The sequence below is a fragment of the Aliiroseovarius marinus genome (genome assembly GCF_004360145.1).
GTDB lineage: Bacteria > Pseudomonadota > Alphaproteobacteria > Rhodobacterales > Rhodobacteraceae > Aliiroseovarius > Aliiroseovarius marinus.
On sequence record NZ_ML178717.1, the window covers coordinates 21,568 to 48,465 of the forward strand.

Below are 26,898 nucleotides of genomic sequence, written 5' to 3' on the forward strand. Positions count from 1 at the left end.
CGCAGTTCTGAGATTTAGATTGACGAGTGGTATATCGATATACCATTCTTATTGCACGCTCTTGAGCCGGCGGAAATTCTGTCGCGCCACAAGAGAGGCGCTAAAGGAGTGAACCAAGCATCCTCGGCGCAGTGAACTGGGAGGAAAACATGAAATTTAAAACCAAACTTGCCGGAGCTGTGTCCGGCATTGCCATTTTCGTATCGGCCGGCGTCGCGCAGGCTGAAACGCTATTCTGGTCAACTCAAGCCAAACCCGTGGAGGAAGCGCAGGCCATGCGCGAGCAGGTTCTGGCAGGTCAGGATGTCGACTATCAACCCAATGACGGCGGCCCGTGGTTGACCCGTCTGAACGCTGAATTGCAGGCCGGATCCGGCACCATTGGCGTGCTGGGCGCGCTGCATGGGGATTTCTCGGCGATGAACCCGGATGACCTTGTTGATCTGGGCGATCTGGGCGTCGGCTCGGCCAGCGCCACGTTCAACGAGCTGGCCAAACTGGGCACCGACAGCGCGCAATACATTCCGTGGATGCAAGCCAGCTATATCATGGCAGCCAACAAGAAAGCGCTGGAGCATCTGCCCGAAGGCGCCGACATCAACGCGCTGACCTATGACCAGCTGATCGCATGGGCTGGCAATGTGCAGGCCGCAACGGGTGACGCCAAGTTTGGCTTCCCGGCTGGCCCCAAAGGGCTGAAGCACCGCTTCTTCCAGGGCTACCTATACCCGTCCTACACCAACGGCGTTGTGCGCACCTTCGCGTCGGATGAAGCCGTGACCGCATGGGAAAAAATGCGAGAGCTTTGGGCTGTGACCAACCCGGCCTCGACCAACTTCTCGTTCCTGCAGGAACAACTGCTGTCCGAGGATGTCTGGATCGCTTTCGACCACACCTCGCGTTTGGCCCAAGCCTTCAACGAGCGTCCGGATGACTTCGTGGCCTTCCCGGCCCCTGCAGGTCCGACCGGCCGTGGCTTTATGCCGGTTATTGCTGGTGTCGCCATCCCGCGCACAGCCCCTGACATGGATGCCGCGAAAGCCGTCGTTCAGCACCTTTTGAAGCCGGAAACCCAGATTGCGACCCTGCGTGCCACCAACTTCTTCCCGGTGGTCGATGTGGCCCTGCCCGACGATCTGCCGCCTGCGGTGCAGGCTGCCGGTGACGCCGTGGCGAAGATGAGCGCATCTGCTGACGCCAACCCGGGCCTGCTGCCCGCTGGCCTTGGCGACAAGGGTGGTGACTTCAACCGCGTCTTTGTCGATGCGTTCGAACGCATTGTTCTGGCCGGTCAGGACATCCGCGCCGTGCTGGATGACCAGAAGACCCGCCTGCAGGCGATCATGGACGAGACCGGTGCGCCCTGCTGGGCTCCGGATGCTCCGTCCGACGGCGCCTGCCCGGTCGAATAAACACTCCCAGGTGGGGGGCGCACGCCGCCCCCGCCACACCGCCCGAGGTTGATTGCGGCCCGGGCCCCCTTCTCCGCTGACATCCGGGAGCAGTTCCATGAACGCACGGCTTCTTCCCTATATCCTGATCTTGCCAGTCACCTTGTTTCTGTGCCTGTTCTTCCTCTATCCGTTTTTGCTGGTTGCAAAACAGGCGTTTAACAACGGTTCGGGCTTCACCTTGGAGAACTTCCAAGAGGTGGTCGGATATTGGAAATTCCCAATCTCGCTTAAAAACACGCTGCTTCTTGCTGCCGCCGTGGTGCCCGTGCAGCTGGCACTGGCGCTTTTGATGGCCACGATGGTCAACAAGATGCAAAAGGGCCGCGATCTGATCCTGTATGTCTGGACGATCCCTTTGGGCATCTCGGATCTGGCCGCCGGGATCATCTGGCTGGCCATCTTTGAACAGTCGGGATTCTTGAACTCGATGATGTCCGGGCTGGGCATGATCGACCGCCCGATGAATTTCCTGAGCTACCAGCATCCCGGCATTGTCTTCCTGGCAATCGCATTGGCCGAGATCTGGCGCGCCACCGCCATCATGCTGGTCATCCTTGTCGCTGGCATCGGGTTGATCCCTAAGGAATATTACGAAGCCGCCGAAGTGTTCGGTGCCTCGCCATGGAAACGGTTCTGGCGGATCACGCTTCCACTTCTGCGTCCGTCCCTGCAAACCGCCCTTGTCCTACGCGTCATCCTAGCGTTCGAGATCTTCGCGGTCGTTGCAGCCCTTGGCGGCACGCTCTTCCCGGTCCTGATGGGCGAGACCTATGCGTATCAGTTTGACCTTCTGAACAGCGGCGCAGCTGCGGCTATGGCCCTAATCATTCTTGCGATCTCGATCGGCTTCACGCTGATCATCCTGCGCGCCCTGCGCGTTCCGAAAGGAGCACAGATATGACCACTGTCGACACCAACCCGGGCACCGACACCCGCAAGGCCGGACGCTTTGTCTATATCTCGGCCGTGGTGCTGCTCTGCGCCTGGGTGATCGTTCCGCTCTATTTCCTGCTGATTAACACGCTGTCTTCGCCCGACACGGTGAACAGCTTCCCGAAAGCGTTCGTTCCCGAGTTCGATCTGGGCAGCCTGTCCTTCTTTGCGAGCTTCGCGGGCATGCTGACGGCGCTGAAGAACTCGGTGCTGGTCGCGGGGATGACTATGATCATGTCGATTGTCGTCGGCGCCCCGGCAGGATACGCCCTGTCGCGGTTCGATTTCCGTGGGAAAGAGCTGTTCCGGCTGCTGATCCTGCTGACCCGCGCCTTTCCGCTGCCGCTTCTGGCGCTGCCGCTGGCCGTCATGTTCATCCGCACAGGGCTTGACGACACGGTCTTCGGTCTGGCGCTGGTTCACACGACGCTGGCCATTCCCTTCGCCGTGCTGATCACCTTCTCGCTGTTCTCGGGCATTCCGCTGGAGCTTGAGGAAGCCGCTTGGACCCTTGGCTGCACCCGCCTGACCGCGTTTACCAAAGTGGTTCTGCCGCTGATCCTGCCCGGCATCACGGCCTCGGCGATCTTTGCCTTCGTGATCTCGTGGAACGAGGTGTTCGCCGCCGCCGTATTGACCATCGAGAACCGGACGCTGACCGCGTTCCTTCTTCAAAACCTCGACACCTCGCCCCTGCACCTGAAATTCGCAGGCGGCTTCATCCTTGTCGTACCGGCGCTGATCTTCATCTTCGCCGTCCGTAAATACCTCTTCGCGATGTGGGGCATCGCCAACCGCTAAGCGTGCCGCGCACCAAACAGGGAGCCGAACCATGGCTGAAATTCAAATCAAGAACGTCGCAAAACGCTTTGGCAGCTACCAAGCCTTGCACGACATCAACCTGACCATTGCCGATCAGGAATTTATGGTCCTTCTGGGCGCCTCGGGCTGTGGCAAGTCAACGCTTCTGCGGATCATCGCCGGGTTGGAAACACAAACCGAGGGCGAGGTCTGGATCGGCGGACGCCGCATTGACCACCTGCCCCCGCGCGAACGCGGCATTGCGATGGTGTTCCAGAACTACGCCGTTTTCCCGCACCTGACCGTGTTCGAGAACATCGGCTTTGGCCTGCGGATGCAAAAACTGCCGAATGACGAGGTCAAACGCCGCGTGGAGCGGACTGCCGAGTTGATGCATATCGAACAGCTTCTGGGCCGCTATTCCGGCGAACTGTCCGGCGGTCAGCGTCAGCGCGTGGCCGTGGCGCGTGCGCTGGCGATGGAACCGGATGTGATCTTGATGGATGAACCGCTGTCCAACCTCGATGCGCTTCTGCGCCTTGAAATGCGCGCCGAGCTGAAGGGCGTTCTGGCCGAAAGCAACACCACCGCGATCTACGTGACCCACGATCAGGTCGAGGCGATGTCGCTCGCCGACCGGATCTCGGTCATGCATGAAGGCCGCATCGTACAGGCCGCCACCCCGGTCGAGGTCTATCGCAACCCCGCCGAGCGCTTCGTCGCGGGCTTCATCGGCAATCCGCCAATGAACTTTCTGCCTGCCGCCAGCGCGGATGGCGGAAAATGGCAAGTGGCTGGGGAAATCTATGACGGCCCCGCCGCCGCGAATGGGGTCGAGTTTGCAATCCGCCCAGAAGACATCGCCCCCGCCGACACAGGCCTGCCCGCGAAGGTACGTCTGGTCGAGCCACTGGGCGCGCATCTTCTGGTCACCTGCGACGTCGACGGCACCATGTTCCGCGCCATTCTGGAAAGCGACCTGCAGGTCAAACCGGGGGACATGCTGAAACTCGCACCGCAAACAGACCGCATCCGCTGGTTTGACTCGTCTACATCACTGGCCGTCGCCTGATTGCCACCGCCAAAGGTTTCACAATGGGACACTCTCTGATTGATCACGCCGTCGACATTCTGAACAAGAATGACCTGCGCACCTATACCGTACCGACGCACGGGCTTTACCCCTTCCAATGGAACTGGGACAGCTGCCTCGTGGCGCTTGGCCAGTCCTATTTCGACGAGGCGCGCGCCTGGACCGAGATCGAGACGCTCTTCGCCAGCCAATGGGATGATGGGCTGGTGCCGCATATCATCTTCCACAAGGACGATCCGGGCTATTTCCCCGGCCCGGACGTTTGGCAGACCGGGCAACCTATCCCCACGTCAGGCATCACGCAGCCACCGGTGGCGGGCTTTGCCGTGCGCCGACTGTATGACCGCGCCAAGGACAAGGCCCAAGCAGCCAAACAGGCGCGCGCGCTGTTGCCCAAGATCGATGCGTGGCATGACTGGTTTTTCCGCTGCCGCGACCCCGAAGGCACGGGTCTGGTCGCCCTGATCCACCCATGGGAAAGCGGGCGCGACAACTCGGTCGACTGGGACGATGCCTTTGACCGCGTCCCCACGGAAGGCGTCGAGCCGTTCGAACGGCGCGACCTGATGCATGCCGATGCAAGCCACCGGCCAACGCAAGCGCAATACGAACGCTATATCTATCTGGTGCAACTGTTCCGCGACCTTGGCTGGGACAATACGAAACTGCACGACGCCTCGCCCTTCCAGATCGTGGACCCCGGCTTTAACGGGATCCTGATCCGGTCCTGCGCGGATCTGGCTGATCTGGCCGACGCGCTTGGCGAACCCGAGATCGCCGCGCGCAACCGGGCATGGGCGAAGGCGGGCAGCGCGGCCATGGAAGCCCTGTGGAGCGACACGTACGGGCAATATCTTTGTTATGACCGCAAGGCCGGACGGCCCGTCGACAATCCCTCAGTTGCGGGGCTGATCGCCGCCTTTGCTCCGCTCCCCCAAAAGCGCGCCGACCGGATCGGCACGCGGATCAAGAACATGGGCGAAGACGTCACATACCTCGTCCCCAGCCAACCCGCCGACACGGCGACGTTTGACGGCAAACGCTATTGGCGCGGGCCGGCGTGGCTGATTGTAAACTACATGATCTCGGACGGTTTGGCGCATGCAGGCCAGCACGATGTGGCCGAACGCATCGTCAACGACAGCCTGTCATTGATCGAAGCCAGCGGTTTCGCTGAATATTATGATCCGATCACCGGAGAGGGCTGCGGGGGTAAGGCTTTCTCTTGGACGGCGGCGATGGTAATCGAGTTTTTGACCCGATCGAAGGAACTCGTATGAAACGCTCCCGCGTAAACCAGATTATGGCGGAAGCGGATGAGACGATCCGCCAGTATGGCTTCGTCTTGCCGCCCTTTGCCTATTGGACACCTGAAGAATTCAAGGCCAAGCGCGATGTGGCCCGGAACGTGATCACCGCGCGCTGTGGCTGGGACATTACCGACTATGGCGATGGGCGCTTTGACGAGATGGGCTTGTTCCTCTTCACTCTGCGCAACGGGCGGCTTGCGGATCTGCAGCGTGGTGGCGGCATGTGTTATGCCGAGAAACTGCTGATCTCGCGCCAAGACCAGCTCAGCCCGATGCACACCCATGTGATCAAGGCCGAGGACATCATCAACCGAGGTGGTGCAACGCTGGTGATCGAGCTTTATGGCTCGGACGACGATGGCAATTTCGCCGAAGATCGCGGCGGTACGGTCTATTGCGACGGGATCCAGCGCGACTTTGCTGCCGGTGAAAAATTGAAGCTCGCCCCCGGTGAAAGCGTCACCCTGATGCCCGGCGACTGGCACGCCTTCTGGGGCGAAGGTGGCGATGTGCTGATCGGCGAGGTTTCGACCGTCAATGACGACGAAACCGACAACATCTTCCGCGCACCCATTGGCAGGTTCGCTGAGATCGAGGAAGACGAAGCCCCCACACATTTGCTGGTCAGCGACTATAAAACCTGGCTTGGTTAGTATGCACAGGGCGGGCTGTCGCAGCCCTTTGACATTCAGGTCCGTTAGCGCTATCAGCTCACGTGAACTCGGCCAACGCGCCTATGCGGCACACCCAAACAGGAGAGAGACGTGATCCTTTGCTGCGGAGAAGCTCTGATTGACATGATCCCGACCCCGACGACGGCGGGACCGGACGGGTTTGTGCCGCATTCCGGCGGGGCGGTGTTTAATACCGCCATCGCATTGGGGCGTTTGGGGGTGCAGACTGGGATGCTAACCGGGCTGTCCACCGACATGTTCGGGCGGCAGCTGAGCGAGTCTCTGAAGGCCAGCCATGTGGACACCACGCATGTGATCCCCTCGGACCGCCCCACGACACTGGCCTTCGTGCGGCTTGTCGACGGGCACGCAACCTATTGCTTCTTTGACGAAAACTCGGCCGGGCGCATGCTGACCCCGGCGGACATCCCGGCGCTGTCCCCGGAAGTCTCGGCGCTGTTTTTCGGCGGGATCAGCCTTGCCTGCGAGCCCTCCGCCGACGCCTATGCGGCACTGCTGGCGCAGGAAGCCGCACAGCGCGTGGTGATGATCGATCCCAACATCCGCCCGCGTTTCATCAAGGACATCGACCGCTATCGCGCCCGGTTGGACCGCATGGTCGCGCAGGCTGACATCGTCAAAGTCTCGGACGAGGACCTGAACTGGCTGCTGCCCGCCCCGCTGTCCTTGAACGAGAAAGTGGCGACGCTGATGGACACCGGACCCTCCGTCCTGATCCTGACGCGCGGCGGCGCGGGGGCAAGCGGGTTTCTTGCCGACGGGACCGAGGTTCAGGTGCCGGCCCAACGGGTGGACATGAAAGACACCGTGGGTGCCGGGGACACGTTCAACGCGGGCTTTCTGGCGAAGCTGTCGGAACTGGGATGCCTCACGAAGAGGCAGCTTTCGGCGCTGTCGGCTGAGACCTTGCAGCAAGCGATGCAACACGGCGCAAAAGCCGCCGCCGTCACCGTGTCCCGCGCCGGTGCGAACCCGCCATGGGCAGAAGAGCTTTGACAAATGGATCTGTTAGCGCTAAATACGCGCCAAACATGTTAGCGCTATCAAATCACTGAGCTCACCGCGAAGAGGATAAGACCATGACACTTAAGATCGCGATCAACGGTTTCGGACGTATTGGCCGCGGCGTTCTGCGCGCCCTGATCGAACAGGATGCCCAGGATATCGAGGTTGTCGCCATCAACGACCTCGCCCCGCCCAAGAACATTGCGCATCTGCTGAAATATGACAGCGTGCATGGCCGTCTGCGCGAAACCGTTTCCGTCGAGGATGATACGCTTGTCGTCGGACACCGCCGCATCCGCCTGACCGCGCTGCGCAATCCCGAGGAGCTTCCCTGGGGCGATGTCGACGTTGCTTATGAATGCACCGGGCTGTTCACCGCCCGCGATCAGGCGGCCCGGCTTTTGGAAAATGGATCGAAGCGCGTGTTGATCTCGGCCCCCGGCAAGGATGCCGACCGGACCGTGGTCTATGGCGTGAACGACGCCGACCTGACGGCCGACGACGTGATCGTGTCGAACGCATCTTGCACCACCAACTGTCTGGCCCCCGTGGCAATGGTTTTGCACAACGCGTTTGGCATCAAGACCGGCTATATGACCACGATCCACGCTTTCACCGGCGATCAGCCCAGCCACGACACCAACCACAAAGACCTCTATCGCGGTCGTGCGGCGTCTATGTCGATGGTGCCGACCTCGACCGGCGCGGCGCGCGCGATTTCGCTGGTCCTGCCCGAGCTGAAAGGCAAGCTGGAAGGCTCTGCCGTGCGCGTGCCCACCCCGAATGTATCGCTGGTCGACCTGAGCTTCATGCCCGAGCGCCCGGTCACCCGGGACGAGATTAACGCCGCCATCGCAGAAGCCGCCGCAGGTCCGCTGAAGGGCGTTCTGTCCTATGAAGAGGACCCGATGGTGTCGATCGACTTCAACCACGACCCGCATTCGTCCTGCTTTGCCTCGGCCCAGACCGCCGTCACCGAAGACGGCTTGGTGCGCGTGGTTAGCTGGTATGACAACGAATGGGGTTTCTCGAACCGGATGATCGATACGGGTCGCCGGATCGGAGAGCTGCTGAAGGCCCAAGAAAACCTGAAGCTGGCAAGCTAAGACAACGGCCTTACGGGGCACATCCGACGCTTCGTAGGTCACACCCTCTTCCTAGCAACTGAAGACCCGCCCGTCAGGTGCGGGTCTTTTTTTAATTGACTCAGATTTCAACGAAATATATCGGCGGTTTTGCATCCGGGTTGTTCCGGATTGGAGATTGTGCTCATGAAATGGCTTCATTTCAATAATGCTGGACAGATCGAACCAGCGTAGTCCTGCGCGGCAATGACGCCGCACGCAAACACTCCCCCCTTCCACAATTCACCTCTAGAATAGGTTTGTTCGAATGCCCAAAGGACAGCCCCTTTCTGACTCCATTTACGGCATCGACCGTTGGAGCAAAGGCCTTCTCTCGGTTCTGCCGAATGGCGACGTTGCGTTGTGTGATCCGGCCCACCCGGACACCGCGCCGCTGAGCCTGCCGCACATCCTAAGCGATCTGCGCCAGCGTGGCATCGCCAGCCCGCTGGTTCTGCGTGTGAAAAGCTTTCTTGAGTCGGAAATCCAGCACCTGAATGACAGCTTTGCAGCGGCGATTGCCAAGACCGGTTACCGCGCGCCCTATCGCGGGGTGTTTCCAATCAAGGTGAACCAACAAGCGCAGGTCGTGGACCGCATTGTCGAGTTCGGCCGGCAGTTTGACTATGGGCTCGAGGCCGGGTCCAAGCCTGAATTGGTCATCGCGCTGGCCCATCGCCTGTCGAAAGAGGCGCTGATCGTCTGCAATGGCGTCAAAGATGCTGAGTTCATCCGGCTGGCCATCCTGTCGCGCCGCATGGGCTTTAACACTGTGATTGTGCTGGAAAGCCCCAAAGAGGCCGAGATCGTGATCGAGGTTGCGAAGGAACTGGGGATCGATCCGCTTTTGGGTGTGCGGGTCAAGCTGACCAACCAGATCGGTGGCAAATGGCAAAGCAGCTCGGGTGATCGGTCGGCTTTTGGCATGAACACCGACCAACTGCTGCGCGTGGTTGACCGCCTGCGCGGCGAAAACCTGCTGCATTGCCTGAAGCTGCAACACTCACATCTGGGGTCTCAGGTGCCGGATGTGAACGACGTACGCCGCGCCGCGACCGAGGCCTGCCGCTATTTCGCCGAGCTGACCCGAGAGGGCGCCCCGCTGACCCATTTGGATCTGGGTGGCGGTCTGGGCGTCGACTACACGGGCGAGAAACGCGCGGCGGAAAACTCGATCAACTACACGATGGCGGAATACTGCGCCAACGTGGTCGAGACCGTGGGATATGCGATGGACGAGGCTGGTCTGGATCACCCCATTCTGGTCACCGAAAGCGGGCGCGCCGTCTCGGCGACCTCGTCCATGCTGATTTTCGACGTGCTGGAAAGCACGCTCTATGACGCGCCCGACGCGCCTGCTGTCGAGCCGGATGACCATCACCTCGTTGCCGACCTTGCTGCAATTTCCGGCTATCTGGTGCCGGACCGCGTGCAGGAATGCTGGAACGATGCCCGGTTCTATCGCGACGAGTTGCGCGCCCTGTTCCGCCGCAGCCATGTGGACCTGCGCCAGATGGCGCGGGCCGAGCGGATCTATCTGAACCTGATGGCGCGGATCAAAGACATCGCACGCGGGACCGAACAATCGGGCGATCTGGACAAAGAGCTGCAGAAGATCGCAGATGTCTATCACTGCAATTTCTCGGTCTTCCAGTCGTTGCCGGATGTTTGGGCCATTGACCAGCTGCACCCGATCATTCCGCTGCAAATGCTTGATCAGGAACCGGACCGCCGCGCCGTTCTGTCGGACATTACCTGTGACAGCGACGGTAAGATGGACAAGTTCATTCTGGCGGGCGACATCGCGCCGTCCTTGCCTGTCCACTCGCTACCCGAAGACCAGCCCTATTATCTGGGCGTGTTCTTCGTTGGGGCTTATCAGGAAACACTGGGCGACCTACATAACCTTTTCGGGGACACCAATGTCGTGACCATCGACCTGCGCGAAGATGGCGGCTTTGATCTTCTTCACGAACAAGAAGGCGACACCATTGCCGAGGTTCTGTCCTACGTTGAATACGACCCGGCAGACTGTATCGCCGCCTTCCGCAAAATGGTGGACGAGGCGATTTCCGCCGGATCGATCCAAGCCAATGAACGCAAAACCCTCATCGATGCCTATCGCGGCTCGATGAACGGTTACACTTACTTTGAATAACCACAGGAGATCATCATGGGAAAGACACTCGTCGTAGGTGCCGGTGGCGTCAGCCATGCCGCTGTGCACAAGATGGCAATGAATGCGGATATCTTCACCGAGATCACGCTGGCAAGCCGGACCAAGTCGAAATGTGACGCGATTGCCGCCAGCGTGAAAGAGCGCGTGGGCGTGGACATCAAGACCGCCGAACTGGACGCCTATAAGGTCGAAGATACCGTCAAGCTGATCAAGGAAACCGGTGCCGAGATCCTTGTGAACCTCGCCCTGCCCTATCAGGATCTGGTTCTGATGGATGCCTGCCTTGAGGCAGGCTGTCACTATCTGGACACCGCGAACTACGAGCCCGAGGATGTGGCCAAGTTCGAATATCATTGGCAATGGGCCTATCAGGAGCGCTTTAAAGAAGCCGGTCTGACCGCCATTCTGGGCTCGGGCTTCGATCCGGGTGTGACCTCTGTCTTTGCGACTTGGCTGAAGAAGCACAAGCTGGACACCATCCGCCAGATCGACATTCTGGACGCCAATGGCGGCTCGAACGATCAGGAATTCGCCACCAACTTCAACCCGGAGATTAACCTGCGCGAAGTACTGGCAGAAGTGCGTCACTGGGAAGGTGGCGAATGGAAAACCAGCCCGGCCATGACCACCAAGGTCGAGTTCGACTTCCCCGCCATCGGCAACAAGAACATGTATCTGATGTATCACGAGGAGCTGGAGAGCCTGTCGACCCATTTCCCCGAGATCGAGCGCGCTCGTTTCTGGATGACCTTCGGCGACGCCTACATCATGCACGCCAAGGTGCTGGAAAATGTCGGCATGACCCGCATTGATCCGGTGATGCATGACGGTCAGGAAATCATCCCGATCCAATTCCTGAAAACCCTGCTGCCCGATCCCGGCGATCTGGGCGCCGAGACCAAAGGCAAGGCCTGCATTGGCGACATTGCCACCGGTCAGGCCAAGGATGGCTCGGGTGAAAAGACCTTCTATATCTACAACATCTGCGATCACGAAGAGTGCTACGCCGAGGTCGGCTCGCAGGCTGTGTCCTATACCACCGGCGTTCCCGCCATGATCGGCGCGGCGCAGGTTCTGAAAGGCAACTGGACCCAGTCCGGCGTCTGGAACATGGAGCAGCTGGACCCTGACAACTTCATGGACATGCTGAACGAGCATGGCCTGCCGTGGCAGGTTCACGAGTTGGACGGCCCGGTCGACTTCTAAGACCTAAGGGGAGCGCCTGTCCTAAAGCGGGCGCTCCCCTAACCCCTCATCTGGAATGGCGACAATGACCGAACTGATGCAAACCCAAGCCGGAGATGCAGGCGCATTCCGCGATTTCGACCTGTCCCGCGTCCCCACGCCTTGCTTTGTGGTGGATGAAAAGGCGGTCGAGGCCAATCTGAAGATCCTCTCCGACGTTGCCGACCGCTCGGGCGCGCATGTGTTGTCGGCGCTGAAAGCGTTTTCCATGTTCGCGCTGGCCCCGCTGGTCCGGTCACATCTGGGCGGCACTTGCGCCAGCGGCATCTACGAGGCCCGGTTGGGACGCGAAGAATATGGCGGCGAGGTAGCCACCTTCTGCGCGGGCTACAAGGCGCAGGATATGGACGAGATCCTCAGCCTCTCGGACCACATCATCTTCAACAGCCCGGCCCAGAAAGACCGTTTTCTGTCGCAAGCGCAGACGGCGAACGTACAGGTCGGTCTGCGCATCAACCCGGAACACTCCGAAGGCGAAATCGCCAAATACGATCCCTGCGCGCCCTGCTCGCGTCTTGGCACTCCGGTATCTTTGCTGACAGATGAGGTCATGCAGGGCGTCGACGGGCTGCACATGCACACTCTGTGTGAACAGGGCTTCGAACCACTCGCCCGCACATGGGCCGCTGTGGAAGCCAAGCTCGCCCCCTACCTGCCCACCCTCAAATGGATCAATTTCGGCGGCGGCCACCACATCACCCGCGCGGACTATGACCGTGAGGCGTTGATCGCCTTCATCCAGAACATGCGCGCCGCTTATGGCATCGACGTCTACCTTGAACCCGGCGAGGCCGTGGCGCTGGACGCGGGCATCCTTGTGGGCGAGGTGCTGGACCTGCCGACAAATGGCATGAACCTTGCGATCACCGATATCTCGGCCACCTGCCACATGCCCGACGTGATCGAAGCCCCCTATCGCCCCGCGCTGATGGACGAGGCTGACGCAGGCCACACCTATCGCCTTGGCGGGCCCTCGTGCCTCGCGGGCGACGTGATTGGTGACTACACGTGGGACGCACCTTTGCAGATCGGCCAGCGCTTTGCCTTCCTCGATCAGGCGCATTATTCGATGGTGAAAACCAACACGTTCAACGGCGTCCCCCTGCCCACCATCGCCCTGTGGAACAGCGAGACGGACGCGTTGCAGATCATCAAACAGTTCGGCTATGACGACTTCAAGGAGCGCCTCTCATGAGCATTTTTCTGGACAGCGAACTGACCGAGGCCGAACGCAGCGAAGACGCACACTTTCACGTCATTCCGGTGCCGCTGGAACGCACCGTGTCCTATGGATCCGGCACCAAGGACGGACCCGCCGCGATCATCGATGCCTCGAACGAGCTGGAGCGTCTGTGCAAAGGCATTGAGCCTTGCGCTGACGGCATTTTCACCCAGTCGCCTGTGGATTGCGACGGCCCCCTGCCCGAGGTGATGGAACGCATCGCCGCCCGCACCGAAGCTGTCGTCAAAGCCGGCCATGTGCCTGTGACGCTGGGCGGGGAACACTCGCTCAGCTATGGCGCCGTCACCGGTGTCATGCGCGCCCTTGGTCAGCCGGTCGGGATCGTCCAGATCGACGCCCATGCCGACCTGCGCGTCGCCTATCAGGGGGAAAAGCACTCGCACGCCTCGGTCATGCATTTGCTGGCCGAAGATGGCGTTCGTCTGGCGCAATACGGCGTACGCGCCCTATGCCCGCAAGAGGCTGAAAGCCGCCAGCAGAACAACGTGGTCTTCATCGACGCGGAAGAGCTGGTGACGCAGAATATCTTCTCGGTCGAGCTGCCCGAGGACTTCCCCGAACTGGTCTATGTCAGCTTTGATGTGGACGGGCTGGACCCCAGCCAGATGCCCGCGACCGGCACCCCTGTTCCCGGCGGGCTGTCCTATTATCAGGCGCTGCACATCGTGGAAAGCGCCCTGAAAGGACGACGTTGTGTGGGGCTGGACGTGGTCGAGCTTGCACCGAACGGCGACGAGGCATGGGACTTCACCGCAGCCCAGATCACCTATCGCCTGATGTCGAACTGCTGCGCATAGGCCTCATGCAACCCGCATTGACCGGGATCAACGCATATATGCGCCGATAGGCTAACATATAGGCGATGAACTTTGGGAGGGTTGCATGACAGATGCCTTGATGACGACGTCGCCAACGCTGATTTGGCTGGACGAACTTGCGCGCACGGACATTGCCAAAGTCGGGGGAAAGAACGCCTCGCTGGGCGAGATGTTGCAGTCACTTACCGAGCGCGGCATCCGCGTGCCGCCCGGCTTTGCCACCACGTCAGACGCCTATCGCAGCTTCATCGCGGCCAACGGTCTGGACCGCGTACTGCGCGAGGTCCTGCCCAAGCTCGAAGCCAACCGGATCACTCTATCCACAGCGGGCAAGACGATCCGTGCCGCGATCACTGAAGGGGTCTGGCCCGAAGATGCAGAACGAGACATCCGCGCGGCCTATCAAGACCTTGGCGCCCGTGTCGGGCAGACCGATCCTGCCGTCGCCGTACGCTCCTCGGCGACCGCTGAAGACCTGCCCGACGCGAGTTTCGCCGGACAGCAAGAAACCTTCCTGAACATCCGGGGAGAGGCTGCGCTGCTGGATGCCTGCAAGGCCTGTCTGGCGTCGCTCTTCACTGACCGGGCGATCACCTATCGCCAACTGAAGGGTTTCGATCACCTCGAAGTCGCCTTGTCGGTCGGCGTGCAGCACATGGTCCGCTCGGACCTGTCCGGCTCGGGCGTCATGTTCTCGATCGACACGGAAAGTGGGTTTGACAAGGTCGTGCTGATCAACGCGGCGTGGGGGCTGGGCGAGAACGTCGTTCAGGGTCATGTCGACCCGGACGAATACCAAGTATACAAGCCGTTTCTAGACAACGAAGACCTGACCCCGATCGTCCACAAGGCGCTTGGCGCCAAAGAGATCAAGATGATCTATGGTCGTGAACAAGGCGCGCCGGTGCGGAATGTTCCGACCTCGAAGGCTGAACGCGCGGGTTTTGTGCTGTCGGATGCCGAGATCCTCGAACTGGCCCGCGCTGCTGTGAAAATCGAGGCGCACTACGGCACCGCGATGGACATCGAATGGGCCAAGGATGGGGAAACTGGGCTGCTTTACGTCGTGCAAGCGCGCCCCGAAACGGTCCAATCCAATCTCGCTGCCAGCGCCTTCCAGACCTATACGTTGCACGATACGGGCGAGGAATTGTTGACCGGCCTCAGCGTGGGAAGTTCAGTCGCCACCGGCGAGGTCTGCTTGATCCATGACGTGACGGATCTGGACCAGTTCGTGGACGGCGCGATCCTTGTCACCTCGAACACCGACCCGGACTGGGTACCGATCATGAAACGCGCCGCCGCCATCGTGACCGACCACGGGGGCCGCACGTCCCACGCCGCCATCGTCAGCCGCGAGCTGGGCGTGCCCGCGATTGTCGGTACGTCGAATGCCACCGAGATCCTGCATACGGGCCAGCACATCACCGTGTCCTGCGCTGAAGGGGAAACCGGGATCATCTATGCCGGCGAAGCCAAAGTGACCATCGAAGAGCGGCAATTGGATCAGATCCCGTCAACGCAAACCAAGGTCATGCTGAACCTCGCCAACCCTGCCGCCGCCCTGCGCTGGTGGCGCCTGCCCGTGGATGGCGTCGGCCTAGCCCGCATGGAGTTTGTGATCAACAACGAGGTCCGAGTGCATCCGCTTGCGCTGACCCGCTATGACGCGCTAACCGACGCGGATGTGCGCGCTGAAATCGACCGCCTGACCCGTGGCTATGACAATCGGGCAGACTATTTCGTGGAAAAGCTGGCAATGGGCCTCTCGCGGATTGCGGCGACGTGGTATCCCAACCCCACCATCATCCGCATGAGCGACTTCAAGACCAACGAATATGCTGACCTTCTGGGCGGACGCCAGTTCGAGCCCAACGAGGAAAATCCGATGATCGGGTTCCGGGGCGCGTCGCGCTATTATGACGCCGCCTATCAGGACGGGTTCGCGTTGGAATGCAAAGCGATCCGGCACCTGCGCGAGCGGATGGGGTTCGACAATGTCATCGTCATGATCCCCTTCTGCCGCAACGTGGAGGAAGCCGACCGGGTGCTGGCCACGATGGCCGAACACGGACTGGAGCGCGGCAAGAACGGGCTCCAAGTCTATGTGATGTGCGAGGTTCCGTCGAACGTGATCGAGGCCGAGGCGTTCGCCGAGCGCTTCGACGGCTTCTCGATCGGGTCGAACGATCTGACCCAGTTGACGCTTGGGGTGGACCGCGATTCCGAAGCCTTGGCGCATCTGTTCAACGAACGCGATCCGGCGGTTTTGTGGATGATCAACACCGTCATCGCCAAAGCGCACGCGGCCGGGCGAAAGGTCGGGCTGTGCGGTCAGGCGCCCAGCAACGATCCCGAGTTCGCGAAGCTGCTTGTGCAGGCGGGGATCGACACGATCTCGGTCACACCGGACAGTTTCTTTGCCGTGAAAAGCAACGTGGCGAGCGCCGAGGCGGACTAGTCCCGCTTCATCCGAACGGTTTTGATCAGCTCAGGCACCACGATCAGGGGCAGCGCCAGCAGAATGATCGCCTGCCAATGCGCCCACTCCAAGGGCGCAACGCGCAGCAATTGTTGCAGCGGCGCCCAATAGATCGCGACCACCTGCAAAGACACCATCGCCACCAGTGCGATAATCAGCTTGGGGTTCGAGAACCAGCCCAATCGCCAGCAGGGTTGCGAGAAAGACCGGAAGGCAAAGACGCTCATCTTCTCGAAAATGACCATCCCGCTGAAGGCCGCCGTCCGCGCCACGACAGTGCCGTCGGGCATGAAGGTATAGAACAAATACAGGCTGGCCGCCCCGGTATAGGTGCCAAACGCCAAGATCATGCCCAGCGCTTTACGGTCCAGAATACCGGCTTCGGGGCGGCGCGGCGGGTCACGCATCTGGTCCGAGGTGCCCGGCTCCAATCCCAAGGCCAAGGCGGTCACACCATCGGTTACGAGGTTCATCCACAGAATTTGCGTCGGCAAATAGATCAGCGGCCCGCCCAGCGCCAAGTTTGTCAGGATGGCCACAACCTCGCCCGCGTTCGAGGCCAGCAGATAGCGCACGAAACGCTGGATATTGGCAAATTGCCGCCGCCCCTCGCTAACCGCGCCTTTCAGCGTGGCGAAGTTGTCGTCCAAGAGCACAAGATCCGCCGCGCTTTTCGCGACATCCGTGCCCCGGATCCCCATCGCAACGCCAATATCGGCTTGTTTCAGAGCGGGTGCATCGTTTACCCCGTCGCCCGTCATCGCCACGATATGGCCCTGCGCCTGTAACGCCTCGACCAGCCGCATCTTGTGTTCGGGCGAGGTGCGGGCAAACAGCGTGGGCTCGGCAAGGATCTCGCGCAATGTCGCGTCGTCGATGTCTTCCAATTCGCGCCCGGTCATCACCTTCTGGACCGGAAGGCCGAGGGTATCTGCAATCGCCCGCGCGGTCAGCGGGCCGTCGCCGGTGATCATGATGATCCGCATCCCGGCACGTAGACAGGTCTGGATGGCGTCCCGAACTTCTGGGCGCGGCGGATCGATCATGCCGACAAGCCCGATGAACTCCAGCCCCGTGTCCCCGACCCGCTTGTCAGCAACCTGACGATGCGCCAAGGCAATGACCCGCAACCCCTTGGCCGCCATGTCTTCGTATTTCTGTTCGATCTGTGCACGGGCGGTTTGATCCAACGGCGCACTGCCATTGGGTCCGCGCCACGTCTCGCAGACGTCCAACATCTGCTCGGGCGCGCCCTTGGCAAGCAGCATCAGCCCGCCTTCGCTTTCGCGCACCATGCTCATGCGTTTGCGTTCCGAGGAAAACGGGATCTCGGCCAGCGGGGCCGCCGCGGGCATCGGGGTCCACGCCTTATAGGCAAAAGTCACCAGTGCCCCTTCGGTCGGATCCCCGACCATGCGCCAGCTGTCCCCTTCCCGGTGCAGGCTGGCATGGCTGCATCCAATCATGACGTCTAACGCCGCATCCAAATCGGCATTCGCGCCATAGCGGACGGGGGTTTCGCCCTTCAGGATCCGCCCGGCGGGATCATATCCGGTGCCGACGGCGGTATAGTCCTGCTCGGCAACCCACAACAGCGCACCCGTCATCATGTTTTCCGTCAAGGTGCCAGTCTTGTCCGTGCAGATGACCGACGCCGCGCCGACCGTTTCAATGGCCTGCAAGCGGCGCACCAAGGCGTTGCGCCGTGCCATCGCGCCTGCCCCCAAGGCCAGACTGATGGTCACGACGGCAGGCAATCCTTCGGGAATAATGGCCACCGCCATCGACATCCCCGTCATCGCCATTTCTAACATCTCGCGGCCAAGCAAGATCCCCGTCGCCGCAATGGCCCCGCCTAGCCCAAGCGCAACAACGCCCAACTGACGCCCCAACCGCCCCAGCTGGCGCGAGAGGTTGGTGCCTTTGTCCTCGACCGATACGGTCAGGGTAGCGATCTTTCCGAACGCCGTCTGAGGTCCCGTGGCGCTGACGATCCCTTCCGCGCGTCCCGCGACCACATAGGTGCCCATCATCACCGTATTCTGGTCGCCCTCCGCGTCCGAGGACTTGGCCACCGACACGGATTCCCCTGTCAGCACACTTTCATCCACACGCAACGCCACGGCCGAGATCACCTGTGCATCCGCGGGTACCTGATCACCTGCCTCAAGCAAGATCAGGTCGCCGGGCACGAGGTCTTTGCTGGGAATTTCAACGGGGATACCGTCACGCACAACCCGGGCCTTGGGCGACAGCATCTCGCGCAGGGCCGCAAGCGAGGTTTCGGCACGCCATTCCTGCACAAATCCCAAGGCTCCGTTCAGAACGACCACCAGCCCGATGGCGATGGCGTCGACACGCTCGCCAAGAACCAACGCCACCAGCCCAGCAATGATCAGCAGAAGCACCAGAAGACCGGTGAACTGACGCACAAGGATCGCCCAGGCAGGCGTCGCCTTGGCCTCCCCTACAACATTAGGGCCATACTGGCGCAAACGCTCTTGCGCCTCGGCGCCCGTCAACCCGGTCGCTTGGATCTCTGCCCGATCAGCTTCCATTCACCTTCCCGTGCCAAAACCGTTCATGTCCTTAGACTTTACCACGACGCTTTCAGACACAATGCGCCAGATCAATGCCCGGACGCACACCTCAGTCCCCCGACAACAGATTTCATTTGCCGACATAAGCCGTTTCGTGCTTCCATCGCAGTGCTCTGGCAATAAAGGCATTGCGCGCTGCTGTCGGGGTGAGCGGAGCCCGTCTGCTCAGGTTGAACCCTTCCGGTTTGATGCGTGCAACAGGCTCCTTTCATGACACCGGCGGCGCGCCGCCTGAACCTGAAGGGCAAACCATGCTTCACAACGATCAACTTGAACACTGGGATCGTGAAAACTTCTTTCACCCCTCGACACATCTGGCCGAGTTCGCACGGGGCAACGTCCCGCATCGCGTCGTCACCGGCGGGTCTGGCTGCCATATCGAAGACCGCGACGGGAACCGTCTGCTGGATGCCTTTGCTGGGCTTTACTGCGTGAATGTAGGCTATGGTCGGCCCGAGATCGCCGAGGCGATTGCCGATCAGGCCCGCGAGCTGGCCTATTACCATTCCTATGTCGGGCACGGGACCGAGGCGTCGATCACCCTGTCCAAAATGATCCTCGACCGAGCACCGGACCACATGTCGAAGGTCTATTTCGGTCTGTCCGGATCGGACGCGAATGAAACCAACATCAAGCTGATCTGGTACTACAACAATATCCTTGGCCGCCCAGAGAAGAAGAAGATCATCTCGCGCTGGCGGGGGTATCACGGGTCCGGGCTGATGACGGGGTCGCTGACCGGGCTGGAGCTGTTTCACAACAAGTTCGACCTGCCTTTGGCGCAGGTGATCCACACCGAAGCACCTTATTATTTCCGACGCCCTGATATCCCCCAAACCGAAGCTGACTTCGTGGCCCATTGTGTGGCCGAGCTGGAAGCGCTGATCGCGCGCGAAGGGGCCGACACCATCGCCGCTTTCATCGGCGAACCAGTGCTGGGCACGGGCGGGATCGTCCCGCCCCCTGCAGGTTATTGGGACGCGATCCAGGCGGTACTGGAAAAACACGATATCCTTCTGGTCGCGGATGAGGTCGTCACTGGTTTCGGGCGACTGGGAACCATGTTTGGGTCGGACCATTACGGCCTTCGCCCGGACCTGATCACCATCGCCAAAGGGTTGACATCGGCCTATGCGCCGCTGTCGGGCACCATCGTGTCAGACAAAATGTGGAAGGTGCTGGAGCAAGGTACGGACGAAAACGGACCCATCGGTCACGGCTGGACCTATTCCGCCCACCCGATCGGCGCGGCAGCTGGGGTCGCGAACCTGAAGCTGATCGACGATCTGGATCTGGTCACGAATGCAGGTTCTGTTGGCAGCTACCTGAATGCGGCCATGCAGGACGCGCTGGGATCCCACGCCCATGTGGGTGAGGTGCGTGGCGAAGGGATGCTTTGCGCGGTCGAGTTCGTGGCAGACAAGGATGGACGCCGTTTCTTTGACGCCAGCGACAAGATCGGCCCGCAAATCGCAGCCAAACTGCTGGAGCAAGACAGCATCATCGCCCGCGCCATGCCACAGGGGGACATTCTGGGCTTCGCCCCTCCGTTCTGCCTGACCAAGGACGAAGCAGACCTCATCGTGGCCGCCACTGCGCGCGCCGTCCACGCAGTTCTGGGGTAAGGAGACATCAATGACACACAGCAACGCACCCTTCAGCCAATCAGAATACGACCGCCGGATCGCTCTGACCCGAAGCGCGATGGCGCAGGCCGGGCTGGACGCGATCTTTGTCACCGACCCGTCTAATCAGGCGTGGCTGACCGGCTATGACGGCTGGTCCTTCTATGTCCATCAGGGGGTAATCCTGACGATGCAGGGCGAGCCGATTTGGTGGGGGCGCTACATGGACATGATGGGCGGGCGCCGTACTTGTTGGATGGATCACGAGAACATCCTTTGCTATGGCGATCACTACGTGCAGTCCACCGTGGTGCATCCGATGCAAGACCTCGCCGCGCATCTGAAAGCACGGGGTCTTAGCACCGCACGGATCGGCGTCGAGATGGAGAACTATTACTACTCGGCCAAGGCCCATGCGGTTCTGACCGACGAGATGTCTGAGGCCACACTGGTGGACGCGACCGCCTTGGTGAACTGGCAAAGGCTGGTGAAATCCGAGGACGAGATTGCCTTCATCCGCAAAGCCGCGCGCATTTCCGACAAAGTCGTCCAAACCGCGATTGACCGCGCCGCGCCGGGCGTGCGCAAGAACGATCTGGTGGCTGACATCATGCACGCGGGCATCACTGGGGTTGGCGACGATTGGGGCGACTACCCCGCCATTGTCCCCCTGACGCCGTCTGGTCTGGACGCAACCGCCGCCCACCTGACATGGAACGGCACCCCGATGCGCGAAGGCGAAGCGACCTTCTTTGAATTGTCAGGCTGCTACCGCCGCTATCACGCACCGCTCTGCCGGACGGTGTTCCTTGGCAAACCCTCGGACGAGATGCTGCGCGCGGAGGGTGCGCAGCTTGAAGGCATCGAGGCCGGATTGAACGCCGCGCGCGCGGGCAATCGTACCTGCGACATCGCCAATGCCTTCATGGATGTCCTTGCCAAACACGGGATCGAGCGGTCGGGCCGCATGGGCTATCCCATCGGCCTGAGCTACCCGCCCGATTGGGGCGAGCGCACCGCCTCGATCCGAAGCGAGGATGAAACCGTTCTTCAGTCCGGCATGGTCTTCCACTTCATGCCCGCGCTCTGGATGGACAGCTGGGGGCTTGAGACGACCGAGACCATCCTGATCCGCGACGACGGTGCAGCCGAGCCGATGTGCAGCGTCGACCGCAAACTCTTTGTGAAAGGCTAACTCATGCTGATTGATGCCAAGCGCATCCTAAAAGACCTGATCGCCTTTCCGACGGTCTCAGCGGACAGCAATCTTCAGATGATCGGCTATATGGCGGATCATCTGGAAGCCTGCGGTGCGCGGGTCGAGGTCTTCCACGATCCCTCGGGGCAGAAAGCCAATCTTTTTGCCACGCTGGGACCGGATACCGATGGTGGGCTGGTCTTGTCAGGCCACAGCGACGTGGTGCCTGTCACCGATCAAGACTGGACCTCGGACCCGTTCGAGATGGTCGAACGCGACGGGCGGCTTTATGGGCGCGGAACATGTGACATGAAAGGATTCATCGCCGCGACACTGGCGATGGCCCCTCACTTCGCAAAAACCCCGCGCACGGCGCCCATCCACTTTGCCTTCACCTATGACGAGGAAACCGGCTGTATCGGTGCAGGACATCTGGCGCAATCGCTGAGCGAACGCGGGATACGCCCCTCGATGGCGATCATCGGCGAGCCGACCATGATGCGCATCATTGAAGGGCACAAAGGCTGCTTCGAGTACACGACGCGTTTTCAAGGGCTCGAGGGGCATGGCTCGGCCCCCGATCTGGGAGTGAACGCGGTGGAATACGCGGTGCGCTATGTGGCGCGACTTTTGGAGCTGCGCGAACAGTTGAAGGGAATGGCACCCACGAACAGCCCCTTTGATCCACCGTGGACCACGATGAACGTAGGCGCACTGCATGGCGGCAGTGTGCACAATGTCATCGCCCCGAAAGCGCAGGTGGATTGGGAGATGCGGCCGGTGCAGACCTCAGACGCACAGTTCGTAAAGCAAGCCATCACCGACTACTGCAACCACACACTTCTGCCCGCCATGCAGGCCGTTCATCCAAATGCCTCGATCGAGACCGAGATCGTCGGCGAGGTCGCAGGCCTGATCCCCGTGGAGAAAAACGAAGCCAAGCGCATTCTGTCCGAATTGACCGGGGCCAATTCGGCAGATGTCGTCCCCTTCGGTACCGAGGCCGGGATCTTTCAGCAGCTTGGTATGGATGTGGTCGTCTGCGGACCGGGAAGTATCGAACAAGCCCACAAGGCGGACGAGTTCCTGTCCGTTGACCAGTTGTCTAACTGTCTGGAGCTGCTTCAGAAGCTGGATAAGCACTTTGCCCAAAAGGCCGTGAACTGACTTCGTCGGCAGTCAATCACGCGGCGCTGCTGCTCATACCCGCGATCATCGCGCCAAGTGCTACGAGGTGAACAAGCATCAATGCCTTGTCATTCCACAAGGCGCCCACGGCAAACCACCCCAAAACACCGACCAAAAATAGATACAGGTTCCACGGGGTCCAACCGAACCCGGTCGCGGCGTACCCCATAATCTGGATCACCGAGGCGCCCCACTTGATCGCAAAGACCATGCGTTCGCGGGGCGTTAAGGCGTGCAGAGTATCAGACCGCACAGGTTAGCCCCCCGTCGATGCGCAGGTTCTGACCCGTCATGTATCCTCCGCCCTCGGATGACAGGAACGCGATCAGCGACGACACTTCCTCGGCGCGGCCATAACGGCCCATGGGGATACGCGCCTTGCGGCCCTCGGTCTCGGGCAGGCTGTCGATGAAGCCGGGCAGGATGTTGTTCATCCGAATATTCTCGGCAGCATATTTGTCTGAATACAGCTTTGTGAAGGCGGCCAGTCCGGCGCGAAAAACGCCTGAGGTTGGGAACAGGGGATCGGGTTCGAACGCCGCGAAGGTCGAGAGGTTGATGATCACACCACCCCCCTGTTCTTGCATCAATGGGGTCACCATCCGCGTCGGGCGAATGACGTTCATCAGATAGACCTCCATGCCCAGATGCCAGTCGTCATCGCTGATCTCAAGCACCGGGCCTTTCGGTCCATGTCCCGCCGAGTTCACCAGCACATCGACACGTCCCCAGCGCTCTTGCGCGCCGTGAACAAACGCGGCCAGATCATCATTGTTCAGGTTGGAGCCCGTCACGCCATATCCACCCAGCTCAGCCCCAAGTGCTTCGCCCTTGCCCGACGACGACAGGATGCCAACCTTGTAGCCGTCCGACGCAAGGCGCCGCGCTGCATCCGCGCCCATCCCGCTTCCACCCGCTGTAATCAGGGCCACTTTTTCTACTGACATCTTCACCTCCTGCGCCAGTTAGCACTTATCTACAGACACATTTGCCGGGCATCGAATGAGAATTGATATTTGTTGGCAGTAGAAATACTATTGTCATATGACTGACCTCCCTCCGCTTAATGGCCTTCGCGCCTTCGATGTCGCCGGACGCCGCCTGAACTTTCGGGCCGCTGCGGAGGATCTGGGTGTGACGCAAGGGGCAGTCGCGCAGCAGGTCCGGCTGCTTGAAGCGCATCTGGGCGTCAGGCTGTTTGACAGGCTACCAAAGGGGCTGGCGCTGACATCGGCTGGCCGCACCTATCATGCGCGGATCGAGCACGCTTTCGCAGAGATGCGCGATGCCACGGCGCAGCTGAGACCAGAGCCGGGCAAAGTCCTGATCAGCGTCACACCGACATTTGCCTCGAAATGGCTTATCCCCAATCTTCCGGATTTTTCGGCGAAGCACCCGGATATCGACCTGCGCATTTTGGCGACCGAGAACGTGTCCAGCTTCCACAGCGACGGCATTGATCTGGCCGTTCGCCAAGGCAAGCCACCCTTCGGAGCATCACTTGCGGCAACACTTCTATTCAGACAGGATGTGATCGCAGTCGCCGCCCCAGCGCTTGTGGACGGCGAAAACCTTCCCCTTCGGCCAGAAGCTCTGGCGCGCCTGCCCAAGATCCATGACACCCATAACCTTTGGCCAGATGTGCTGGCACAGGCGGGCGTTTCGGATCAAAGCACGCGCAGCCTTCAGCTCAGTCAAACCGCTCTGGCCGTGGATGCGGCTGCATCCGGACAGGGCGTCGCACTGGTCAGTCGCTTCCTTGTGTCGGGCGACATCGAGACCGGGAAGCTTATTGATCTAGGCTATAGGGCATCCACAGACGCACAGGATTTCTATCTTCTGTCACCGCGCAAAGCAGGCCTGAACGACGCGGTTGGCACAGTTGTGTCTTGGCTGACATCCTACGCCACAGAAAACTAAAAGGGCGGCCGACTGGCCGCCCTTCACTGTTCTGGTTCGGTTCGATCAATCCATCCACTCGAATGGACGCGTGAATTCACCAAGGCATTGCTTGACCGCGTCATAATCAACGTCGCCCGTTGCTTGAAGGCGAGCCACCAGACCACGTTTTTTGTCATCCAACACCTCGGACACATGGGCGGCATGACCTGCGTCGGCCAGCGCTTTGTCATAGATGCGGGCGATGGCGGACTTACGCAGGTCGGGCTTGAACACCTTGCCGACAGCAGTCTTGGGCAGCTCGTCCAAGATCTCGATATGTTTCGGCAGGGCGGCTTTCTCGTGGATATGCTCTTTGGCATAGGCCATCAGCTCTTCCGAGGTGACCTGAGCACCGCCAACCAGCTCGACATAGGCGCAGGGCAGTTCGCCCGCATAGCTGTCGGGTTGACCGATTGCGCCGACCATGGCGACGGCCTCGTGTCCCGCCAGAACCTCTTCGATCTCGGCGGGGTCGATGTTGTGACCGCCACGGATGATCAGGTCTTTGGCGCGGCCGGTGATCCACAGATAGCCGTCTTCATCCAGACGCCCCAGATCGCCCGTCCGCAGATGCGTGTCCATCGCGAACAGGCCGTTGTTCTTGGCCTCTTCGGTATAGGTCGCCCCTGTGAACACGCCCGGGTTGGACAGGCAAATCTCGCCCACCTCGTCCACGCCATGTTCTTTCAGCACGGTTCCGGCGTCATCGCAGGACAGGATCTTGATATCCGTATAGGGGAACGGAACCCCGACCGAGCCGACCTTCTTGGCGCCGGTGGGCGGGTTGCAGGACACAAGGCAGGTCGCCTCGGTCAGGCCATAGCCTTCGACGATGTTCACGCCGGTCGCTTCGACAAAACGGTTATAGAGTTCGACCGGCAGCGGGGCCGAGCCCGAGAACGCGGTTTTCAGGGTCGAGACATCCGCATCCACTGGGCGCTGCATCAAGGCCGAAATGGCGGTCGGCACAGTGATCATAAAGGTGACCTTGTAGCGCTCGATCAGCTTCCAGAAATTGTCAAAGACGCCGTCACCGCGATAGCCAGCAGGCGTCGGATGTACGAAATGTGCGCCGGACATCAGGCAAGCCATCCAAATCACGTGAACCGCGAAGACGTGGAACAGCGGCAGCGGGCAGATGATGACGTCTTTTTCGTCGAACAGAAGGTTCGCGCCCAACCAGCCGTTATAGACCATGCCGGAATATTTATGCTGCGCCACTTTCGGCGTGCCGGTGGTGCCGCCGGTGTGGAAATAGGCGGCCACACGGTCATCGGTCTTGTCTTCGAAATCCAGCGAGGTGTTCTGGCGCTTCATCTCGGCCACGAAGTCCAGCACCTTGGCGTTGTGCTTCACCGGGTTCTTTGGGCGCACCAGCGGGACGATCCAGCTTTTCGGCGGCTTGAGGTATTTGTTCAGGTCGATCTCAAGCACCGTCTTGACGTTCGGGGCCATCGCCACAGCCTCGTTCGCCAGTTGGGCAACTTCGGATTTCGGGAAAGCTTTCAGGGTCACCAAAACCTTGGCGCCGGTTTCCTTCAGGATCCCGGCCACTTGCTCGGCGTCCAACAGCGGGTTGATCGGGTTCACGATCCCAGCAATGCCGCCGCCCATCAGGGTATAGATCGTCTCGTTCGAGTTGGGCAGCAGGTACGCCACCACGTCGTTTTCCCCGATGCCCAGCGACCGAAACAGGTTCGCTGCCTGAACCGAGCGGTCCAGCATCTGCTGCCACGTCACGGTTTCCTTGGGGTCCGTCGGGCCGGACGTGATCTGGAACGAGGCCGCAGGACGGTCGGGGAACGCACGCGCTGTGCGCTCGAGCATCTGGTAAAGCGTCTGGGGTTTATCCCGCGCCTCCCATGTCATTTCCGCTTCGACGGCGTCCCGATCGAACATCGAACCAAATTCATACATCCTACATCCTCCCTTAGCCCATTTTTCGGGCATCTTTGGAAGCTGAG

At 60.6% G+C, this 26,898-nt stretch carries 21 protein-coding genes; 17 read left to right on the top strand and 4 right to left on the bottom strand.

Annotated elements, in window-relative coordinates:
* Window positions 1-149: 149 nt before the first annotated feature.
* From EOL43_RS08450 to ppsA, 13 genes are all read left to right on the top strand, one after another.
* Complete coding sequence (locus EOL43_RS08450) at window positions 150-1,412, top strand: ABC transporter substrate-binding protein (RefSeq protein ID WP_133487507.1); 1,263 nt, start codon at window positions 150-152, stop codon at window positions 1,410-1,412.
* Window positions 1,413-1,509: 97 nt separating this feature from the next.
* Window positions 1,510-2,355 (top strand): carbohydrate ABC transporter permease, encoded by an 846-nt coding sequence (locus EOL43_RS08455; RefSeq protein ID WP_133487509.1) that lies wholly within the window; start codon window positions 1,510-1,512, stop codon window positions 2,353-2,355.
* On the top strand, window positions 2,352-3,188 hold the full coding sequence (locus tag EOL43_RS08460) for a carbohydrate ABC transporter permease (protein ID WP_133487511.1): 837 nt from the start codon (window positions 2,352-2,354) through the stop codon (window positions 3,186-3,188). Before EOL43_RS08455 ends, EOL43_RS08460 begins: the two co-directional genes overlap by 4 nt.
* A gap of 31 nt (window positions 3,189-3,219) precedes the next feature.
* Window positions 3,220-4,260, top strand: coding sequence for an ABC transporter ATP-binding protein (locus tag EOL43_RS08465; protein ID WP_133487513.1), 1,041 nt, complete (start codon window positions 3,220-3,222; stop codon window positions 4,258-4,260).
* Window positions 4,261-4,283: 23 nt separating this feature from the next.
* On the top strand, window positions 4,284-5,561 hold the full coding sequence (locus tag EOL43_RS08470) for an MGH1-like glycoside hydrolase domain-containing protein (RefSeq protein ID WP_133487515.1): 1,278 nt from the start codon (window positions 4,284-4,286) through the stop codon (window positions 5,559-5,561).
* Window positions 5,558-6,244, top strand: coding sequence for a D-lyxose/D-mannose family sugar isomerase (locus tag EOL43_RS08475; RefSeq protein ID WP_133487517.1), 687 nt, complete (start codon window positions 5,558-5,560; stop codon window positions 6,242-6,244). The genes EOL43_RS08470 and EOL43_RS08475 overlap by 4 nt, the downstream gene beginning before the upstream one ends.
* A gap of 111 nt (window positions 6,245-6,355) precedes the next feature.
* Window positions 6,356-7,282 (top strand): carbohydrate kinase family protein, encoded by a 927-nt coding sequence (locus EOL43_RS08480; protein WP_133487519.1) that lies wholly within the window; start codon window positions 6,356-6,358, stop codon window positions 7,280-7,282.
* An 83-nt stretch (window positions 7,283-7,365) separates the two neighbouring features.
* Window positions 7,366-8,397, top strand: coding sequence for a type I glyceraldehyde-3-phosphate dehydrogenase (gap, locus tag EOL43_RS08485; protein WP_133487521.1), 1,032 nt, complete (start codon window positions 7,366-7,368; stop codon window positions 8,395-8,397).
* 286 nt (window positions 8,398-8,683) lie between these two features.
* Window positions 8,684-10,573, top strand: coding sequence for a biosynthetic arginine decarboxylase (gene speA / locus EOL43_RS08490; protein ID WP_133487523.1), 1,890 nt, complete (start codon window positions 8,684-8,686; stop codon window positions 10,571-10,573).
* 15 nt (window positions 10,574-10,588) lie between these two features.
* On the top strand, window positions 10,589-11,800 hold the full coding sequence (locus EOL43_RS08495) for a saccharopine dehydrogenase family protein (protein WP_133487525.1): 1,212 nt from the start codon (window positions 10,589-10,591) through the stop codon (window positions 11,798-11,800).
* Window positions 11,801-11,864: 64 nt separating this feature from the next.
* Entirely contained in the window at window positions 11,865-13,034 is a 1,170-nt protein-coding gene (gene nspC, locus EOL43_RS08500; protein WP_133487527.1) for a carboxynorspermidine decarboxylase, read from the top strand.
* The gene (gene speB / locus EOL43_RS08505) at window positions 13,031-13,879 is read left to right on the top strand and encodes an agmatinase (protein ID WP_133487528.1); all 849 of its coding nucleotides are present in this window, start codon (window positions 13,031-13,033) and stop codon (window positions 13,877-13,879) included. The genes nspC and speB overlap by 4 nt, the downstream gene beginning before the upstream one ends.
* An 85-nt stretch (window positions 13,880-13,964) precedes the next feature.
* Entirely contained in the window at window positions 13,965-16,361 is a 2,397-nt protein-coding gene (gene ppsA / locus EOL43_RS08510) for a phosphoenolpyruvate synthase (RefSeq protein WP_240686502.1), read from the top strand.
* On the opposite strand, the gene EOL43_RS08515 is transcribed toward ppsA, so the two are convergent.
* Complete coding sequence (locus EOL43_RS08515; RefSeq protein ID WP_133487531.1) at window positions 16,358-18,940, bottom strand: cation-translocating P-type ATPase; 2,583 nt, start codon at window positions 18,938-18,940, stop codon at window positions 16,358-16,360. The two genes, ppsA and EOL43_RS08515, sit on opposite strands and share 4 nt — an antisense overlap.
* Window positions 18,941-19,233: 293 nt before the next feature.
* Between EOL43_RS08515 and EOL43_RS08520 the strand changes: the two genes are divergently transcribed.
* Genes EOL43_RS08520 through argE form a run of 3 tightly spaced genes read left to right on the top strand, consistent with a single transcriptional unit; the run spans window position 19,234 to window position 22,972 of the window.
* Window positions 19,234-20,607, top strand: a complete 1,374-nt coding sequence (locus EOL43_RS08520) for an aspartate aminotransferase family protein (protein ID WP_133487533.1) — start codon at window positions 19,234-19,236, stop codon at window positions 20,605-20,607.
* 10 nt (window positions 20,608-20,617) lie between these two features.
* Window positions 20,618-21,802 (top strand): M24 family metallopeptidase, encoded by a 1,185-nt coding sequence (locus EOL43_RS08525; protein ID WP_133487535.1) that lies wholly within the window; start codon window positions 20,618-20,620, stop codon window positions 21,800-21,802.
* Window positions 21,803-21,805: 3 nt separating this feature from the next.
* Window positions 21,806-22,972: an acetylornithine deacetylase gene (gene argE, locus EOL43_RS08530; RefSeq protein WP_133487537.1), complete on the top strand. Its 1,167-nt coding sequence runs from the start codon at window positions 21,806-21,808 to the stop codon at window positions 22,970-22,972.
* Between the two features lie 16 nt (window positions 22,973-22,988).
* On the opposite strand, the gene EOL43_RS08535 is transcribed toward argE, so the two are convergent.
* Both EOL43_RS08535 and EOL43_RS08540 read right to left on the bottom strand, forming a co-directional pair.
* Window positions 22,989-23,204 carry a DUF6552 family protein gene (locus tag EOL43_RS08535; RefSeq protein ID WP_133487728.1) on the bottom strand — a complete coding sequence of 72 codons (216 nt, stop codon included), beginning with the start codon at window positions 23,202-23,204 and terminating at the stop codon, window positions 22,989-22,991.
* 31 nt (window positions 23,205-23,235) lie between these two features.
* Entirely contained in the window at window positions 23,236-23,940 is a 705-nt protein-coding gene (locus EOL43_RS08540) for an SDR family oxidoreductase (protein ID WP_133487539.1), read from the bottom strand.
* Window positions 23,941-24,037: 97 nt separating this feature from the next.
* Here EOL43_RS08540 and EOL43_RS08545 point away from each other — a divergent pair, with 97 nt between their 5' ends.
* Window positions 24,038-24,913: a LysR substrate-binding domain-containing protein gene (locus EOL43_RS08545; RefSeq protein ID WP_133487542.1), complete on the top strand. Its 876-nt coding sequence runs from the start codon at window positions 24,038-24,040 to the stop codon at window positions 24,911-24,913.
* 45 nt (window positions 24,914-24,958) lie between these two features.
* On the opposite strand, the gene EOL43_RS08550 is transcribed toward EOL43_RS08545, so the two are convergent.
* Window positions 24,959-26,851, bottom strand: coding sequence for an acyl-CoA synthetase (locus EOL43_RS08550; protein WP_240686503.1), 1,893 nt, complete (start codon window positions 26,849-26,851; stop codon window positions 24,959-24,961).
* Between the last annotated feature and the right edge of the window lie 47 nt (window positions 26,852-26,898).